Here is a 16,736-nt window from a genome sequence, read left to right on the forward strand (position 1 = left end):
TTTTCTCTAGCTTTAAGGTATTGAGCTTCTGTTGCAAGGCACTGATTTCCTGATCTGCGTTGGACAGCACGGCGGCGATTATTTCTTGCTCTGCCAATTCTGGAACTCTAAAGTGAGCGCGATTGATTCCGCCCACAGACAAACCAAACCTTGTTGCACCTGTAGCCAAAGTAAAAAAATAATATCGCGTGCTTTGCATAGAGAATAAATAGTTTAAGAAAGCACCATTCAAATAATCAATGTTTGGCCTGACAATCGCTAGGTGATATCCGCATACGACGCCTTTTAAGTCTTCTGAAACAAGTGCCGGTACAGCGATGTCACCAGGGGTTTCGGAATCTTTTGTTATTATGACATCGCCTTTATGCAGCGTATATTTCGCGATTTCAGATTTGGTCGCGGTTGCCTTCATAAATTTGATATTTCTTGTTATTTGGTGGTTGTGGTAAACATCAGTGTAATTGCAAAGCTCTACTGGGATTTCATTCGGCTCTGTCTTCTTATCCACAGGACTAACGATGACTTTTGCCATCGTATTCAATGGAACATCATGCCACTCCCCACTATACCTAACCCCATTCTTATCCAACAGGCGTTTTTTGCCGGTGAGCAGTTGTTGCATCAGGGCTTTTTTCTGCTGTTGGCTGTTGGCGAGTAGTTGTTCGGAGGTGGCGATGGCCTTATCCCAAGTGGAGAGGATTTTGGCAATTTTCTTCTGTTCCTGAAGCGGAGGCGTAGGTACTGGAGTCTTCTCTAGAATTCCTTTATTGATTTTTACCATTGTGCTGCTACTACCAGCGGCACAATTTCTAAAATATGTTCTAACTTTTGAGCTTTTTAATTGTTGCTCAATAAAAGACTTGTTCGCTTTTCTTTGATCTATGCGAAAGCGCATCATCAAGTCTGGGTATGAACAATTTGCGACTTCACCTCTAAAGCGAACAGATCTTCCGACTTTGTCTGGAGTGTTTGATCGACTAACTAAAAAATCGTCTTTTGCTAGGAGATTATTCAAAACTTTATCTTGTGGTGCTACAGGCTTAATTTCTGAAGCAACAATTCCATCTTCTCCCAGTGCTCCCAACCCCAGTACCCAGTAACCTGTTTCTGAGTCAGCAGAATTAGGTGAAAAGCCGTTTTTAATTGAGCCCTCTATTAAATCTTTTAACTGCGAAACCTCCCAACCATTAGGCACCATAACCCAACTCCTCCAGATACTGCTGCACTTCAGCCTCCACGCCCAGTGCCCACCAATAGGGTGCAAAGCTTTTTTCTACGGCCTTGGCCACCAGATTGATAAAGTCGCTGTAGTCGCCGCTGCAATGGGCTTTGTCCAACGCCTGGTAGTAATCCAGTCGCTGTGCCACTTCGATCACGGTGGCAGGAAAACCGGCTTTCATCAGTTCCAGGTTCATCAGAAGTCTTGATGTACGGCCGTTGCCGTCGACAAAGGGGTGAATTTTTACAAATTCGCCATGTATCCGTGCCGCCCGTTCAACCGGGTGTAGTTGCTGTGCATCATTGCTGCACCATTGGCTGAAGGCAGCCATTAGCTCTGGCACTTGCAGGGCGCTAGGCGGGCGATGTTCGGCACCGGAGATCAGCACATTCACCTGACGGTAGCGTCCGGCGTTATCTGCGTCGATATTTTTCAGTACCAGTTGGTGCAGGTTTTTGATGGTCCATTCATCCAGTGGCTGCTGTTTGGCCACCAGTTGTTCCACCATCAGGATGGCATCGCGGTGGTTGATGGCTTCAAAGTGTTCACGCAGGGTTTTGCCGCCGATGGTGATGCCTTCCAGCGCGACCTTGGTTTCTTTCAGCGTAAGGGTATTACCTTCAATGGCGTTGCTGTGGTAAGTCCATTGCAGCACTAGTTCTTCGTGCAGGCTGGCGGTAACGGCCTTGTCCAGCGGCAGGTATTCGTTCAGCTTGGCTTTCAGGGCATCGAGCTTAGCGAATGGTTTCATAACCCAGCTCCTCCAGGTACTTGGCCATGTCGGTTTCCAGCTCGGTCAGTTGCGCTTTAAGTTGTTCACGTTCACCTCGTACCGCCATCAGGTCGATTTCTTCCTCTTCTTCAAAGGTATCGACATAGCGCGGGATATTGAGGTTGTAGTCGTTGTCTTTGATCTCTTCGAGATTGGCGACATAGGCGTATTTATCAACACTTTCACCAGCATTGTAGGTAGCCAAAATTTTGGAAATATTATCTTCAGTTAGCAGGTTCTGGTTTTTACCGGCTTTGAAGTCGCGGCTGGCGTCAATAAATATGACGCTATTATCACTCTTGTTTTTCTTGAAGAGTAGGATTGCCGCTGGAATGCCGGTGCCGTAAAACAGCTTTTCTGGTAGGCCAATGACGGCATCGAGCAGGTTTTCGTCAATCAGTTTCTGACGGATCTTGCCTTCACTGGAGCCTCGGAACAGTACGCCGTGCGGCACCACCACGCCCATTCTGCCGCTTTTGGGTTTGAGGGTTTCAATCATGTGCAGGATAAAGGCGTAGTCACCTTTGGTTTTCGGCGGTACACCACGGCGGAAGCGGCTGAACTTGTCGTGTTCGGCTTCGTCGTGACCCCATTTATCCAGGCTAAATGGCGGGTTGGCGGTCACGATATCAAACAGCATCAAGTCGCCGTTTTTATCCAGCAGCTTGGGGTTACGGATGGTGTCGCCCCATTCAATTTTATGGTTATCTTCCCCATGCAGGAACATGTTCATTTTGGCCAGCGACCAGGTCGAGCCAATGGCTTCCTGGCCGTATAAGGAATAACGCTTGCTGCCGTGGTTTTGGCGAACTTTGTTGCCGCATTTCATCAACAGCGAGGCCGAACCGCAAGCCGGGTCGCAAATGCTGTCGCCCGGCTGGGGGTCGAGCAGTTCAGCAATCAATTCACTGACTTCTGGCGGGGTATAAAATTCACCGGCCTTCTGGCCACCGCTGGCGGCAAAGTTTTTAATCAGGTATTCGTAGGCGTTACCGATCACATCCAGCGTGCCGACGCGGCTGGGTTTTAGGTTTAGCTCTGGTTTGGCGAAGACTTCCAGCAGGTGACGCAGAATGGTGTTCTTTTGCTTTTCTTCACCCAGTTTGTCGGTGTTAAAACTGATGTCCTGGAACACACTCTTGCCTGCATCTTTGAGTTTTGTGCCGTTGGCTTCTTCAATCGCGTGCAGCGCCTGGTCGATGCGCTCGCCGTTGCCGGGTTCGTGACGGCGATCGTAAAGGGCATAAAAGCTGGCTGCTTTGGGCAGAACAAAACGCTCGTTTTTCATCATCTCTTCGATGAGTTCCGGCTCATCCCCAAACTCGGCCTTGTAGCCATCGTAGTGATCCTGCCATACATCAGAGATGTACTTGAGAAACAGCATGGTCAGGATGAAGTCTTTATAGGTATCGGCGCTGATGGTGCCACGGAAGGTATCGCAGGCGTTCCACAGCGCTTTGTTGATGCTGTCTTGATTGATCTTGTCGTTCATTATTTGGTGTCCTGATTGTTACTGTCGCTCAGCTTCTTTGCTGCCGACTCTCGTTGTTTGATGCTTTTCTCTGGTGCGGGCAGGTTTTCCGGCATCGTACCGCCCAGTTCAGCAATGGTTTGGCGAACCTTCTGGCCGACTTCATAATGGGTTTGGTTTGCCTGCTGCTTGTTCTGGACATTATCGCGGCGGAGTTTTTCTTCTGCCTGGGTAGCACGAAATAGATTAGCTGCCAGCTCGGTCGATCCCATGTGATCTAGAATCTTCTGGCTTTTCTTTAGCCCTTTTCGAGCATGGATAGCTTTTTGATCTAATCCACCATACAAGCCTTTGTAACCGTGGTTTTGGAAGATAGCGAAATCAAGATTCGTCTCTACCCCGGCTTGCTGTGCAGCTTCGACAAGCTGCTTGTTATGTTCTTTGAGCTCATTACGTAGAAAGAGTTGCTTCTGCTCTTCCTTAAGTTGCTGGAAAGCCCGATCATCGGCCAACTCTTGTCGCCGAGTCTGTACGGCAAAGTAGGTTTGGCCTGCGGCAATCACAGGTTTTGTTGGATCACCATTTTGAACAACCAGATAGCAGGCATAGCGGGAAAGATGAATGTCATCCAGTTCCCGTTGAGATCCTGAGCCCAGCTGAACCATTTTGTTGGCTTCAACGAAATGGTCATCCACTGGTTGACCACTAAACTCGCAAGCGTGCTTGGATTTATCAATCACCTTCTGAAAGTTTCGCCAATCACGATATTCTAGTAAAGGTGCCAGGTCCCTCGCTGACCAAAACTCCAGTCCAGCAGCAGATTGTTGCTTTAAGGCTTCAAAGGAATGATGCTGTTGAGTCATTTTATTACCTCCTTGTTTTCGAATAGGTTTTTAGCAAAATCCGCGTAAACCCTCGCCCAATCGGGCGGGGATATAAGCTAATCCATTGATTTCCCAATAGTCGTTCAACCCAGACAACACTTTATTGGCGGTGGGAGGTGGATTTAGTTGCATTTCTTGATAGGCAAGTTCTAACTCTTGCAGAAAACTTTCCGACGGTGGCCGCCCTGAAAAATCGTCAAGGCTTGGTGAAAACCTAAGCCCAATAATTTCACACATGGCTTTTTCCAATCCTTGCGGTCTTGCTTCAACCACTTCAAAACGCTGCTGCTCTTCGGCTGTCCTTCCGCACGGGGCGTACCAGTAACCGAAATCATCTAAACCTCTTCGCCGATCACCCGCTAAACAGTAGTGTGAAATCTCATGCAAGAGGCTGCGTGGGTAGTTACTTCTAAAATATAGGATGGCATGGGTATTCGCTGTCGGAGCTTTGTAGAACGGCTCTTCTGCGTCACCTTTTATTGCTAAGTTGGGGAGAATGTCCGCAAAGGCATTGATCAAATTTTGACAGTATTCATCATCGGTACTGCATATATTCATTATATTCATTTCCTAATACGAACATTGCTGGTATTCGTGGTCGTTCATGATCTTCCGGCGCAGGTTGATATTCCAACGCACAGATTTTACTCGTTTAAACCTGACTGAACAGTCCATTTACCTGCAAAAAGCGTTAAGATGGGCGGTTTTATGATCTGAGGCATACCATGTTGCTTGCACGTTTCCGTCATTACAATCTGCCGCTGCTGATGCTGGCCTTGCCCTTGCTGGGTGCTCATCTGGCACAGACCGGCATGAGTGTGGTGGATACCCTGATGGCGGGTCGCCTGAGCGCGGTTGACCTAGCTGCTGTGGCAGTGGGCTCCAGTGTCTTTATGCCTCTGATGCTGCTGATTTTTGGCACCCTGCTGGCAACCACGGCACTGGTCGCTCAGGCGCGGGGTGGCAATAAGCTGGATACCCTGCCCATGACGGTGCAACAGGCCTCCTGGGTGGCTGCTTTGATGGTGCTTCCCACTGGGCTGATTATGTATTTCAGCCCAGTGGTGTTTGATTTTATGGGGGTTGCTCCTGACGTGGCGGATCTGGCGGCGGCTTATTTAAAAGCCTTGATTTGGGGATTACCGGCACTGGCCTTTTTTCAGGCACTGCGTTGTTTGTGTGAAGGTATGAACCACGTCAGACCGATATTACTGATCAGCCTGGCTGGGCTTTTGCTGAATATTCCTGCCAACTATGTGCTGATTTACGGCAAGCTGGGTTTTCCGCAACTGGGTGCGGTGGGTTGTGGTTATGCTACAGCACTGAGTTTCTGGTTTATGGCACTGCTGCTGACCCTGTATGTCGTTTATCAATCCCGCTATCGCCCCCTGGCTTTGTTTGCCCGTTTGTTTCCGCCCCACCCTAAAGAGATGCTGAATATTCTGTGGATTGGCCTGCCGATTGGTCTGTCGATTTTTGTGGAAGCTTCATTGTTTACCACCATCACTCTGTTTATCGGTGGGCTGGGTGAAATCGTGGTGGCTGGGCATCAGGTCGCGATCAACTTCACCACTCTGCTGTTTATGGTGCCGTTAAGTCTGGGTATGGCACTGACAGTGAAGGTCGGTCATGCGGTGGGTACAGGCAGCGCAGAAGAAGCCCGGCGTGTGGCTTTTTACGGCATCACTTTTGCTTTGTTGGTTTCTTTAGTGATGGCTGCATTGATGTGGTTATCAGCCCCCGGTGTGGTGCTGTTGTATTCTGAAAATACCGAGGTGCAACTTCTGGCGGCAGCTTTGATCCAACTGGCGGTGCTGTACCAGATTTCTGATGCCCTGCAGGTCAATGCTGCCGGAGCCTTGCGTGGTTATAAGGATACTCGTGTGGTGATGCTGATTACCCTGTTTTCTTACTGGCTGGTTGGGTTGGCTGGCGGCTGGTGGCTGGCAATGGGCGACAATCCCTGGGGGCCGCAAGGGGTTTACGGCTTCTGGTATGGTCTGATCATGGGCCTGACCTTTGCTGCTCTACTGTTACTTTGGCGGGTGCATACCACCAGCCGTAATCCGCGTTTTATCAATATGTTATCTGATCACTGATCAAAAGGAGTTTTACATGTCTGCATTACACTTGATCCTGACACGCCTGCCGTTTTTGCTGCTGGTATCACTTACTGCATTAAACCTGCAAGCCAGTGAATGGGCACCTACACCTCATCTGGAAGTGCAGGGTGAATCCCGCCTGACTCTGCAGGCGGATTTAGTTGATATCAACGCTACCTTCAGTGCCGAGCACCGAGATTCCCGCTTAGCGATGCAAGAGCTGGAAAGCCAGTTTGGTCACTTGCTGCGTACTCTGCGCCGCCAGGTTCCAGCAGGTGCACGACTGGAAGCCGGACAGGTGCGTATCCACCCGCGCCATAGCCAGCGTGGTGATACCTGGCAGATTAGTGGTTATATCGCCAGCCGTGATTTAAAACTGGTGGATCTGCCGGTGGCTGAAGCTGGGCAATGGGTAGAGCGTATCACCGAAGGTCGCCCCAGTCAGTTTGGGCCCATCAACTACCGCAGTAGCCAGGCCAGTGACAGCCGCAACCCGGCACTGGAAGCCGCTTTAAAGGATGCACAGGACAAAGCCAGCATTATGGCGGCCAGCCTTGGGCAGAACCTTGGACGTGCACTGCAGGTGAAAGAAATCAGCAGCCCCGGTGTACAACCACGGATGGCCGTAATGGCGGCAGACAGCGCCCGTATGGAATCTGCAACAGAACTGGAACCCGGCTTGATTGAAACTTCGGCCAGAGTGCAGGTGGTGTTTGAGCTGCTGAATTAATTCTGCCCTGATTATTTTTGATAACAAAGGTTTACGCTGCACAAGGCAACCGCTAGAATGCTGTATAGACAACTAGTGCTGGTCAGCTAGCCAGCTGTACAGATAACCAATCAAGAGGTTGCTATGTTAAAGCTAACCAAACGCCAGCAGCAGGTGCTGCAGATCGTCAAGGAATTCATGCGTGACAAGGGAATGCCACCTACCCGTGCTGAAATTGCCAAAAAACTGGGTTTTAAATCAGCCAATGCTGCAGAAGAACACTTAAAAGCACTGGCCAAAAAAGGTGTACTGGAAATTATGCCCGGTACTTCCCGCGGGTTACGCATCACCCAGACTGCCAGTGAACAGGCCGCCAATGAAACCGTCATCACTTCTGAAAATACGGATGAAGGCTTACCGGTACTGGGTCAGGTGGCAGCTGGTAGCCCGTTGCTGGCAGAAGAGAACATCGACTTTCATCTGAAGGTTGATCCCTCCGCTTTCCGCCGCAAAGCCGACTACCTGTTGCGTGTTAAGGGTTTAAGTATGAACGGCATTGGCATTATGGAAGGTGATCTACTGGCTGTTCATCGCACTGCGGAGCCACCCCGTAATGGTCAGCTGGTGGTTGCCCGCATTGATAATGAAGTCACCGTTAAACGCTTCAAGAAAGAAGGCAATATTGTCTGGCTATTACCGGAAAATACCGACTTTGAACCCATCAAGGTGGATTTATGTGAAGAGAGCCTGGAAATTGAAGGTTTTGCCGTAGGCCTTATCCGGGATAATTTCAGCGATAAACTCCACTGAAATCAGTCTTGGCAATTAATCTTCATAAAAAGTCTCGCGTAATTCCTGAATCAGCTGTTGCAGCGCCTGGTGGATATCCAGAGCTTGCAACAGCTGTTTTTTTTCCTTGCTGTGCACTGATTCACTGTTGGTGTCTTCCATAGCAATCAGGTTGATACGATCAATAACCAAAGCGGTTGGCTGGTCTTCCGGCATCCAGTTTCCGGCTGCAGGAGCTTCAGCAGGCACTGCCGCACGGTTTAATTCATCCAGCAGCAAGGATAAACGACTCAATGGCTGGAAGGGATCTGCAAAACGGGTATTAAATCTTTCCAGCTCCGGCAGGCGTTGTTGCCGCGCTGCTGCCAGTTGTTGCAGATCAGCTGCTGAGGCCACTTTACGCACATCCAGCCGGTAAACTGCAGCCAACTCGCGCAGAAAGGCTACTCGCGCCTGATCCAGTGCTCTCAGTGCAGCCTCATAACAGGTTTGTTGCCATGCCAGCAGGCTCAGTTCATCCTGCCAGTCTGCTGCTGCTTTCAGCAGCAGACGTGCCTGATATAACGCCTGATTAACACGGTTACGCTGTGCCTGGATCATTTTTTCTTGCTGGCTGCCTTGGGTTTGTCTTCCACCGTCCAGCGCGAACCACTCCAGAAAGCACGGAATCCGGTGGGTTTGCCATCCTGCTCCGCCTGCACATACTGCTCTTTGGTTTTACGTGAATAACGCACCACGGTTGGATTGCCCTCAGTGTCAGCCTGCGGTGCATCCAGCAGGTAATGATGCTTGGGGTCTATCTCATCCCGGTGCGGAATCAGCTCACTGACCAGTGGTGGCCGGGTTTCGCGGTTTTTCGGAAACTGGCTGGCAGCCAGGAACATACCACTGGCTCCATCTCGCAGCACATAATGGTCATCCACCTTCAGGCATTTCAGCTCCGGCATTTGCACCGGGTCCATCTTGGGTGGTGCTGCTTCACCACTCTTCAACAGCTTGCGGGTGTTTTTGCATTCAGTGTTGGTACAGCCAAAATACTTGCCAAAACGGCCGGTTTTTAACTGCATTTCACTGCCACACTTGTCACATTCAATGACTGGGCCTTCATAACCCTTCAGGCGGAAGCTGCCTTCTTCAATCTGGTAACCATCACAATCCGGGCTGTTGCCACAAACGTGTAATTTACGTTTTTCATCCACGATAAAACTTTCCATCGCGGTGCCGCACTTGTGGCAACGGCGTTTGGCACGCAGTGCATCCACTTCGGCATCTTCATCTGCATCTGCCGGTACAAACTCATCACCCGGCACCAGATTGATGGTGGTTTTGCAGCGCTCTTTGGGTGGCAAGGCATAACCGGAACAACCCAGAAAAGTACCGGTGGAGGCAATCCGTATTTGCATGTGACGACCACAGGTAGGACACGGAATATCCGTATCTACCGGCTGGTTGGGGCGCATGCCTTGCTGATCCTGTGCCTGAGTCAGCTGCTGGCGGAATTCACTATAAAAACGATCCAGCAGTACCTGCCATTTTTCCTTGCCTTCCGCCACGGAATCCAGAGAGTCTTCCATCCGTGCAGTAAAACTGTAATCCAGCAAATCCCGGAAGGATTCCACCAAACGGTCGGTGACAATATCACCCATTTTTTCGGCATAAAAACGGCGACTTTCCAGCTTTACATAACCCCGTTCCTGAATAGTCGAGATAATGGCTGCATAGGTGGAAGGACGACCAATACCCCGTTTTTCCAGTTCCTTAACCAACGCCGCCTCGGTGAAACGTGCCGGGGGTTTGGTGAAGTGCTGACGTGGCTCAAGTTGTTGCAGGGTCAGCTGTTCACCGACTTTGATGTCTGGCAATACCTGATCTTCACCCTGCTTGCCAGCCACTGGTTGAATGCGCGTAAAACCATCAAACTGCAGCACTCGGCCTTTGGCTTTTAATTCATAATCACCGGCCTGTACCGTCAGGGTGGTGGACAGATAACGTGCCGGTGGCATCTGGCAAGCTACAAACTGCCGCCAGATCAGCTCATACAGGCGTTGTGCATCACGTTCGACACCAGAAAGATCCTTGCCCTGCACTTCAACACTGGAAGGCCGGATGGCTTCGTGAGCCTCCTGAGCGCCTTCTTTGCTGGAATACACATTGGGTGCATCCGGCAGGTATTGTTTGCCCAGCTGCCGCCCTATCCAATCACGACAAGCCGCCACTGCATCCTGTGACAGGTTGGTGGAGTCGGTACGCATATAGGTGATATGACCAGCTTCATACAACCGCTGCGCCAGCATCATGGTCTTTTTGACTGAAAAACCCAGTCGGGTGCTGGCAGCCTGTTGCAGTGTTGAGGTAATAAAAGGTGCTGAAGGACGGCTACTGGTTGGTTTGTCTTCACGATCAGCCACCCGGTATTCAGCCGATTGTAACTGTGCCAGCGCAGCGTCGGTTTCTGCCTTGCTGCCGGGACGGAAGTTCTCACCGGCATGCTTGGCTACCATACACGCCAGTTCAACTTTTTCGTCATTGTTCAGATGAGCCGTGACATCCCAGTATTCTTCCGGGGTGAAAGCACGGATTTCCCGTTCACGCTCCACAATCAGGCGTACAGCCACTGATTGAACACGACCGGCAGAAAGACCCCGCGCCACCTTGGCCCACAACAGGGGTGAAACCATGTAACCCACCACACGATCCAGAAAGCGGCGTGCTTGCTGGGCATTCACCCGGTTCATGTCCAGCATTCCGGGTGATTCAAAAGCCTGGGTGATGGCTTTTTTGGTGATTTCGTTAAATACCACACGACGGTAGCGGGAATCATCACCGCCCAGGGTTTCGCGCAGGTGCCAGGCAATGGCTTCCCCCTCGCGATCCAAATCCGTTGCGAGATAGATCATGTCAGCGTCTTTGGCGAGCTTCTTCAGCTCTGCAACCACCTTCTCTTTGCCGGGCAGAATTTCATAATGAGCCGTCCAGCCATGATCAGGATCGATCCCCATACGCGCAACCAGCTGTTCCTGAGCTTTTTGCTTTTTATCGGTGGTGATGCTGGTTTTACGAGCGCCCGAGGTTTTACCGCCGCCACTGACGGGCAGATCGCGGATATGACCAACGCTGGACTTGACGATAAATTCATTGCCCAGATATTTGTTGATCGTCTTGGCTTTGGCCGGCGACTCGACGATGACCAGTGATTTACCCATTCCGCTGTATATCCTATTGACTTATATGGAAAAGCTTAAAAATGCTTGATTTGAGGTTCCATACAGTAACTCACAGTTGATCAGGATTCCAGCCTGCATAAGTAACAAGTGAAACAAATCAGCGATCTAGCAGATTAACGCTGCTGCATCCGGTCGTTGCAGCAATCGCAGCTGATTAGCACTCTTTGATGGCTCCGCGCAATTCCATACCACGCCAGCGTCCATACATCATGGCGGCGCAGAATAACAACAGGGCCAGAAAGGCCTGCAGGGCACCAATACCCGTTTTTCCGGGGATGATAAAGGTAGTCACACCTTGCATAAAATACACCAGGCTGACAAAACATAACCAGGCATGCCCGCGTGGATTTTTGGTTAGCACTGCTGGTAAAAAAACCAGCAAGGGCAACCACAATACCGGCAGAATAATAAAAAGACGTGCACCTTCGGGTAAAGGAAAAATCACCACACCCGCCAGCAGTACTGCCAGCAGGCCAAAATAACTCAATAGAGTCAGAAAACGGCTCACAGCCAGCTTGTTGTTCAGTTCTTTACGGGGTAGTGGGGCAGCAGGTTTCACAGGTTCGCCTTGTAGAAAAGTTACATTAATTTTAATGCTAGCCGGGCAATACGTTCACCCTGTACACGACAAAGCCGGGCTTCGGTGCTGCTGAGCTGGTTATTACCCTTGATGCCTGCCAGATGACTGGCTCCATAAGGTGTGCCGCCATCCGTGGTGCTGCTTAATTCGGCGTTGGAATAGGGAATGCCTGCCCAGATCATGCCATGATGCAACAAAGGCAGCGCCATGGTCAGCAGCGTAGTTTCCTGTCCACCATGCAGGCTGGAGGTGGAAGTAAAGGTGCCTGCCGGTTTATCAATCAGGGCACCGGATAACCACAGGCTACTGGTGGAATCGAGAAAATACTTCATGGCTGCCGCCATGTTGCCAAAACGAGTCGGACTGCCCAGTAATAATCCAGAGCAATGACGCAGATCTTCTTCAGTACAATAAACCGCGCCTTCTGCCGGAATAGCGGGTTCAGTGGCCTCAGAGTTTGATGAAACTGCTGGTACTGTCCGCAGGCGAGCCTCAATACCACTGACCTGCTCTACACCGCGAGCCATTTCTTTAGCCATGGCTGTAAGGCTGCCATGACGTGAATAATACAGAATCAAAACATAAGGATGTGCCATCAGGAGTCCTTGTTGGGTGTTATTTCAGCAGCTGCAGCACTTGTTCTGGTGGACGTCCCACCAGTGCTTGTTTGCCATTACTCAGAATCGGGCGTTCAATCAGTCGTGGGTGCTGCAACAGAGCATCCAGCAGTTGTGCATCATCCAGCTCGGTATTGGCCAGATCCAGCTCACGATAAATCTCTTCACCTGTACGCATCAACTGTCGAGGTGTCATGTCCAGTTGGGATAAAAGCTGCTTTAACTCATCCAGATTCAGTGGTTCATCCAGGTATTTGCGCAGTTGTGGTTCTATGCCCTGTTCCTGCAGTAGTTGCAATGCCTGGCGGGATTTGGAGCAGCGGGGGTTGTGATATAGGGTAAAAGGCATAAAACCGGCTCTCGTTGTTGAATCATCAGTGTTAGTATTCAGCATTCTACCAGTCCAGGTTGTGGAAGGAACCTCCGACATGCAAAGACTCAAATTATACGCCCGGAAATTCATTTCCCTTCGCGGTGTTCACTATTTGATAAGGGTGATCAAACGCTTTATCAGTGATGATGGTCCGCGAAACGCTGCGGCACTGACCTACACCTCCCTATTTGCAGTAGTCCCCCTGTTAACTGTAATTTATGCCATGCTGGCTGCTCTGCCTGTTTTCCAGGGGGTAGGCGAGGAGTTACAGGGTATGATCTTTGATCATATGGTTCCGGCAACTGGGCAGGTGATACAGGATTATATGGGCAGTTTTGCTCAGCAAGCCCGTCAGCTGACGCTGGTTGGTGTGGCTTTTCTGATTGTCACCGCTGGCATGATGATTGTGAGTATCGAAAAAGCGTTTAATGCCATCTGGCGGGTGGAAAAACCCCGCAGAGGTCTGCAGGCTTTTCTGATTTACTGGACTGTACTAACCCTGGGGCCGATGCTGCTGGGTGCCGGCATGGTGCTCAGTTCTTATCTGACCTCCTTGCCGTTACTGGAAAAAGTAACTGGTTTTGCAGGTGGTGTTGCGGCGCTGTGGAGTTACATGCCGTTTATTTTCAGTGCGCTGGCTTTTACGCTGTTGTATTGGGCTGTACCTCATTGCCGTGTGCGTTTTGTTGATGCGGCTGCGGGTGGTTTGGGAATGGCTTTCCTGTTTGAAATGGCCAAAAAATCCTTTACCTGGTTTGTTGCCAGCTTCCCCAGTTATGAGTTGGTTTACGGAGCTTTTGCCGCTTTTCCTTTATTCCTGTTATGGATCTATGTATCTTGGTTGCTGATTCTGCTGTGTGCCGAGTGGGTTGCCATCAGAGGCCTGCCACAGGTACAGCCGATAGAAGAAAACCTGGAACCAGGCTTGCAGATGCTGGTTGTTTTGCGTGAGTTATGGCTGGCTTTTGCCAAGGGTGAGGGCGTTGGAGAAAGCCGTTTGCGCAGCCTGGCAGGTAGCCAAAACCCAGCCCTTTGGCAGGAAAAAATGCAATGGATGCAAAAAAATCAATGGGTTGCATTTGATGCAGAGCGTCAGGTATGGCTACCGGGCAGGGATTTTGGCCGTATCAGTTTTGCCAGTTGGTTGCAGCAACTGCCTTGGCGGTTGCCACCACTGGAATCCTGGCCGGATAGCCTGCAGCAGTTAAATCAACTGACAAATACTCAGCAGCGGCTTCAGCAACATCAGGCGGAGCTGTTTGCAGAACCGCTTAGCCATTACCTTGAACAAGAGTCCATTTTGGAGAAACAGAATTCATGAAACGCTTTATCAGTCTGGTGCTGATCCTGCTGGGGGGGTTATTGCTGTACTGGGGTTATGATTTACAGCAGCAGCTGGATATGGCGTTGATTCAGAGAGTAACGGGTAAGGTGCCTGAACGTGTCTGGCAGTATTATGTCACCGGAGGTGTTGCCTTGCTGGTGGGTGTGTTTGGTTTATGGCGATTTCGCTGAAAGTTTTATTTGCGGGGTTGACACTCGCACTGGCATCTCTATAATGCGCCCTGTCCAGTTCGTGGGGGTATAGCTCAGCTGGGAGAGCGCTTGCATGGCATGCAAGAGGTCAGCGGTTCGATCCCGCTTATCTCCACCAAAAGTTTTAAAAAAACCGACCTTAGGGTCGGTTTTTTGTTTGGCCGGCGAAGCCGGCAAACCCGGTCACCTGAAAGAAGGTGACGTCACCAGTTGAGCGTGATAAAGGGGTAAAGTTCCTGCTCGATTTTATGCAGTGGATCAGCTGATCAATAAACACACGTTTTAATTAAAGCACTTAACGGCAATAGCGGTACACCCGGATGCTGGGAAGGAAGGGTTCATCTTCCAGTCGATTGTCGGAGCGTTTGGCTCGACTTCTTTCCGCAGGTGGTTCTAAGGCGGGCAAGTTGAATGGCGGCAAGCTGCCATCCGCTGACAGAACAAACAGCGGCATGGCAATGTTGATGGCCTTGCGAGCAGGCAATCCGGGTAGTTGATCTTTAAAAAACAGGTTGGCTCGCATCAGTGGTGCCTGTTTTTGCACCTGTGCCAAAGGTTCATCCGGTGGAATGCCAGCCAGTTTTTTGAGCTGGATCTGAATGTGTGGTGCTTCACTATTCATCTGGCGTAAACGGTACTCGGCTTCTTTGCTGCGAATACGACGGATACTGCGGCCACTGGAATACCAGCTGAAGCGCACCTGATCCAGAGGGGTTTCACAACTAGGAATCTGCCGCCAGGCCTGTTTTAAATGCAGCCGTGCCAGACCTTCCGCAGACAGGTGTAGATGTAAAGCCTGATGCCGGGATGCCAGGCGAAAACGGGCTTCCGGCAGCTCTTCAGGGTATTCTTTGCGTATGGCTTCTATGGCGCGGGAGAAGGTCAGCTTGCAATAGTTGACACTGCCCAACTGCTCCCATACCTCTGAGCTGCAGGCTACCAGTCCTGGGTAACTGCGCGTCACCCGGCCATCCTGACCATCCAGATACCAGAGATCCTGCAAGCAATCGAGTAACATCCGGCGGCTTTGATCAGCAGAATCAGACCCCAGCATCCAGCAGGCTCGCTGTTCTTCCTGTAACAGCTCGCCCAGTTTTTTCAGACTGTCCACCAGTATTTCAAAACAGCTGTCCAGCTGGGAAAGAAGACGATAGTGTGTGCTCATGTTTTTACCTTACAATGGGTGCCATCACGTCGTTTAAGGAAGCTGTATTACATGGCATCAATACCCTTGCTTATCGGATTACGTTACACCCGAGCCAAGCGCAGAAATCATTTTATATCCTTTATCTCTCTAACTTCCATGCTGGGCATGACACTCGGTGTTGCTGTGCTGATACTGGTTCTGTCCGTTATGAATGGCTTTGATCGTGAGTTGAGGCAGCGCATCCTTGGTATGGTGCCTCATCTTGCCATTAAAAACTATCAGGACTTTTCCAGCTGGGAGTCAGTGGCAGAATCCCTGGGTGAACGCCCCGGCGTGGCCGGTGTAGCTCCTTTTGTTAACGGTCAGGGTATGCTGATGCATCGTGGCAATCATCGGGGTGCACTGGTATCCGGCATCCTGCCGGAGTGGGAGCCTCAGGTCTCCATCATTGGTGAACACCTTGAAGGCACCCAGCTGGATGCCCTGCAACCGGGTGATTACGGCATCATTATTGGTGATTTGCTGGCCAGATTCCTGCGTGTGCAGGCCGGAGATCAGGTCACCCTACTGCTACCGGAAGCCTCTATCACCCCCGCAGGTGTATTTCCACGGCTGAAGCGTTTTACCGTGTTGGGCACTTTTAAAGTGGGGGCGGAGCTGGATGGCAATCTGGCTTATGTGCACCTGCAGGATATGCAAACCCTGATGCGAACCGGCGACAGCATCGAAGGTTTGCGTCTGCGCCTGGATGACCTGTTTCAGGCACCGAGAATGGCTCGTGAACTGGTTAATGAACTGGGGCATCCCTATCGTGGTCAGGATTGGACTCAGACCCAGGGCAACCTGTTTCAGGCGATTCAAATGGAAAAACGCATGATTGGGTTGCTGTTGTTAATCATCGTTGCTGTGGCGGCCTTCAACATTGTTTCCACGCTGGTGATGGTGGTGACGGACAAACAAGCCGATATTGCCATCCTGCGCACACTGGGAGCCAGCCCCGCCACCATCATGGGTATCTTTATGGTGCAGGGGTTAACCATCGGTGTGTTCGGTACTATTGTTGGTGTGGGGCTGGGTATATTACTGGCGTTGAATGTCAGTGATTTAGTGTTGTGGATTGAAGGATTGTTTGGTATCCAGTTTTTAGATGCCAGTGTGTACTTCATCAGTTATCTGCCATCCGAGCTGCGTTTTGACGACGTGCGTTTTATCACACTGGCCGCGCTGTCTCTCAGCCTGCTGTCCACCCTCTATCCGGCCTGGCGCGCCTCCAGAATCCAACCGGCTGACGCACTGCGTTATGATTGAAACAG

The 16,736-nt window shown here is 50.6% G+C and carries 17 protein-coding genes and 1 tRNA gene; 7 read left to right on the forward strand and 11 right to left on the reverse strand.

Annotation, left to right across the window (positions count from 1 at the left end):
* From IBX50_RS05210 to IBX50_RS05230, 5 genes are all read right to left on the reverse strand, one after another.
* Positions 1–1,198: restriction endonuclease subunit S (locus IBX50_RS05210; protein ID WP_292254006.1), on the reverse strand; the 1,198-nt coding region annotated here is incomplete at its 3' end.
* Positions 1,188–1,970 (reverse strand): Fic family protein, encoded by a 783-nt coding sequence (locus IBX50_RS05215; protein ID WP_292254007.1) that lies wholly within the window; start codon positions 1,968–1,970, stop codon positions 1,188–1,190. The genes IBX50_RS05215 and IBX50_RS05210, both read right to left, overlap by 11 nt.
* Positions 1,954–3,483, reverse strand: coding sequence for a type I restriction-modification system subunit M (locus IBX50_RS05220; protein ID WP_292254008.1), 1,530 nt, complete (start codon positions 3,481–3,483; stop codon positions 1,954–1,956). Before IBX50_RS05220 ends, IBX50_RS05215 begins: the two co-directional genes overlap by 17 nt.
* Positions 3,483–4,325, reverse strand: a complete 843-nt coding sequence (gene dinD / locus IBX50_RS05225; RefSeq protein WP_292254009.1) for a DNA damage-inducible protein D — start codon at positions 4,323–4,325, stop codon at positions 3,483–3,485. The genes IBX50_RS05220 and dinD overlap by 1 nt, the downstream gene beginning before the upstream one ends.
* Positions 4,326–4,355: 30 nt before the next feature.
* Positions 4,356–4,904 (reverse strand): elongation factor P hydroxylase, encoded by a 549-nt coding sequence (locus tag IBX50_RS05230; protein WP_292254010.1) that lies wholly within the window; start codon positions 4,902–4,904, stop codon positions 4,356–4,358.
* Positions 4,905–5,071: 167 nt separating this feature from the next.
* Here IBX50_RS05230 and IBX50_RS05235 point away from each other — a divergent pair, with 167 nt between their 5' ends.
* The 3 genes from IBX50_RS05235 (at position 5,072) to lexA (ending at position 7,967) form a co-directional block, all read left to right on the forward strand.
* Positions 5,072–6,445, forward strand: a complete 1,374-nt coding sequence (locus tag IBX50_RS05235) for an MATE family efflux transporter (RefSeq protein ID WP_292254011.1) — start codon at positions 5,072–5,074, stop codon at positions 6,443–6,445.
* Between the two features lie 16 nt (positions 6,446–6,461).
* On the forward strand, positions 6,462–7,178 hold the full coding sequence (locus IBX50_RS05240) for an SIMPL domain-containing protein (RefSeq protein ID WP_292254012.1): 717 nt from the start codon (positions 6,462–6,464) through the stop codon (positions 7,176–7,178).
* A gap of 123 nt (positions 7,179–7,301) precedes the next feature.
* Positions 7,302–7,967, forward strand: coding sequence for a transcriptional repressor LexA (gene lexA, locus IBX50_RS05245; protein WP_292254013.1), 666 nt, complete (start codon positions 7,302–7,304; stop codon positions 7,965–7,967).
* Positions 7,968–7,982: 15 nt separating this feature from the next.
* On the opposite strand, the gene IBX50_RS05250 is transcribed toward lexA, so the two are convergent.
* The 5 genes from IBX50_RS05250 to arsC all read right to left on the reverse strand — a co-directional run bounded on the left by IBX50_RS05250 (position 7,983) and on the right by arsC (position 12,761).
* On the reverse strand, positions 7,983–8,546 hold the full coding sequence (locus IBX50_RS05250) for a DUF6586 family protein (RefSeq protein ID WP_292254015.1): 564 nt from the start codon (positions 8,544–8,546) through the stop codon (positions 7,983–7,985).
* Positions 8,543–11,149, reverse strand: coding sequence for a type I DNA topoisomerase (topA, locus tag IBX50_RS05255; protein WP_292254016.1), 2,607 nt, complete (start codon positions 11,147–11,149; stop codon positions 8,543–8,545). Before topA ends, IBX50_RS05250 begins: the two co-directional genes overlap by 4 nt.
* Positions 11,150–11,324: 175 nt before the next feature.
* Positions 11,325–11,729, reverse strand: coding sequence for a DUF2069 domain-containing protein (locus IBX50_RS05260; RefSeq protein WP_292254017.1), 405 nt, complete (start codon positions 11,727–11,729; stop codon positions 11,325–11,327).
* A gap of 20 nt (positions 11,730–11,749) precedes the next feature.
* A complete protein-coding gene (gene wrbA, locus IBX50_RS05265) occupies positions 11,750–12,346 on the reverse strand; it encodes an NAD(P)H:quinone oxidoreductase (protein ID WP_292254018.1) in 597 nt (198 codons plus the stop codon).
* Positions 12,347–12,365: 19 nt separating this feature from the next.
* A complete protein-coding gene (gene arsC, locus IBX50_RS05270) occupies positions 12,366–12,761 on the reverse strand; it encodes an arsenate reductase (glutaredoxin) (RefSeq protein WP_292254019.1) in 396 nt (131 codons plus the stop codon).
* 34 nt (positions 12,762–12,795) lie between these two features.
* On the opposite strand from arsC, the gene IBX50_RS05275 reads away from it, so the two are divergent.
* The 3 genes from IBX50_RS05275 (at position 12,796) to IBX50_RS05285 (ending at position 14,394) form a co-directional block, all read left to right on the forward strand.
* Entirely contained in the window at positions 12,796–14,061 is a 1,266-nt protein-coding gene (locus IBX50_RS05275) for a YihY family inner membrane protein (protein WP_292254021.1), read from the forward strand.
* Complete coding sequence (locus IBX50_RS05280) at positions 14,058–14,255, forward strand: DUF3185 family protein (protein ID WP_292254023.1); 198 nt, start codon at positions 14,058–14,060, stop codon at positions 14,253–14,255. Before IBX50_RS05275 ends, IBX50_RS05280 begins: the two co-directional genes overlap by 4 nt.
* A 63-nt stretch (positions 14,256–14,318) precedes the next feature.
* Positions 14,319–14,394 (forward strand) — tRNA-Ala (locus IBX50_RS05285).
* Between the two features lie 177 nt (positions 14,395–14,571).
* Here the strand turns inward: IBX50_RS05285 and IBX50_RS05290 are convergent.
* On the reverse strand, positions 14,572–15,441 hold the full coding sequence (locus IBX50_RS05290; protein ID WP_292254024.1) for a DNA replication terminus site-binding protein: 870 nt from the start codon (positions 15,439–15,441) through the stop codon (positions 14,572–14,574).
* A gap of 51 nt (positions 15,442–15,492) precedes the next feature.
* Between IBX50_RS05290 and IBX50_RS05295 the strand changes: the two genes are divergently transcribed.
* Complete coding sequence (locus IBX50_RS05295) at positions 15,493–16,731, forward strand: lipoprotein-releasing ABC transporter permease subunit (protein ID WP_292254025.1); 1,239 nt, start codon at positions 15,493–15,495, stop codon at positions 16,729–16,731.
* Positions 16,732–16,736 lie beyond the last annotated feature (5 nt).

Source organism: Marinospirillum sp. (assembly GCF_014859565.1).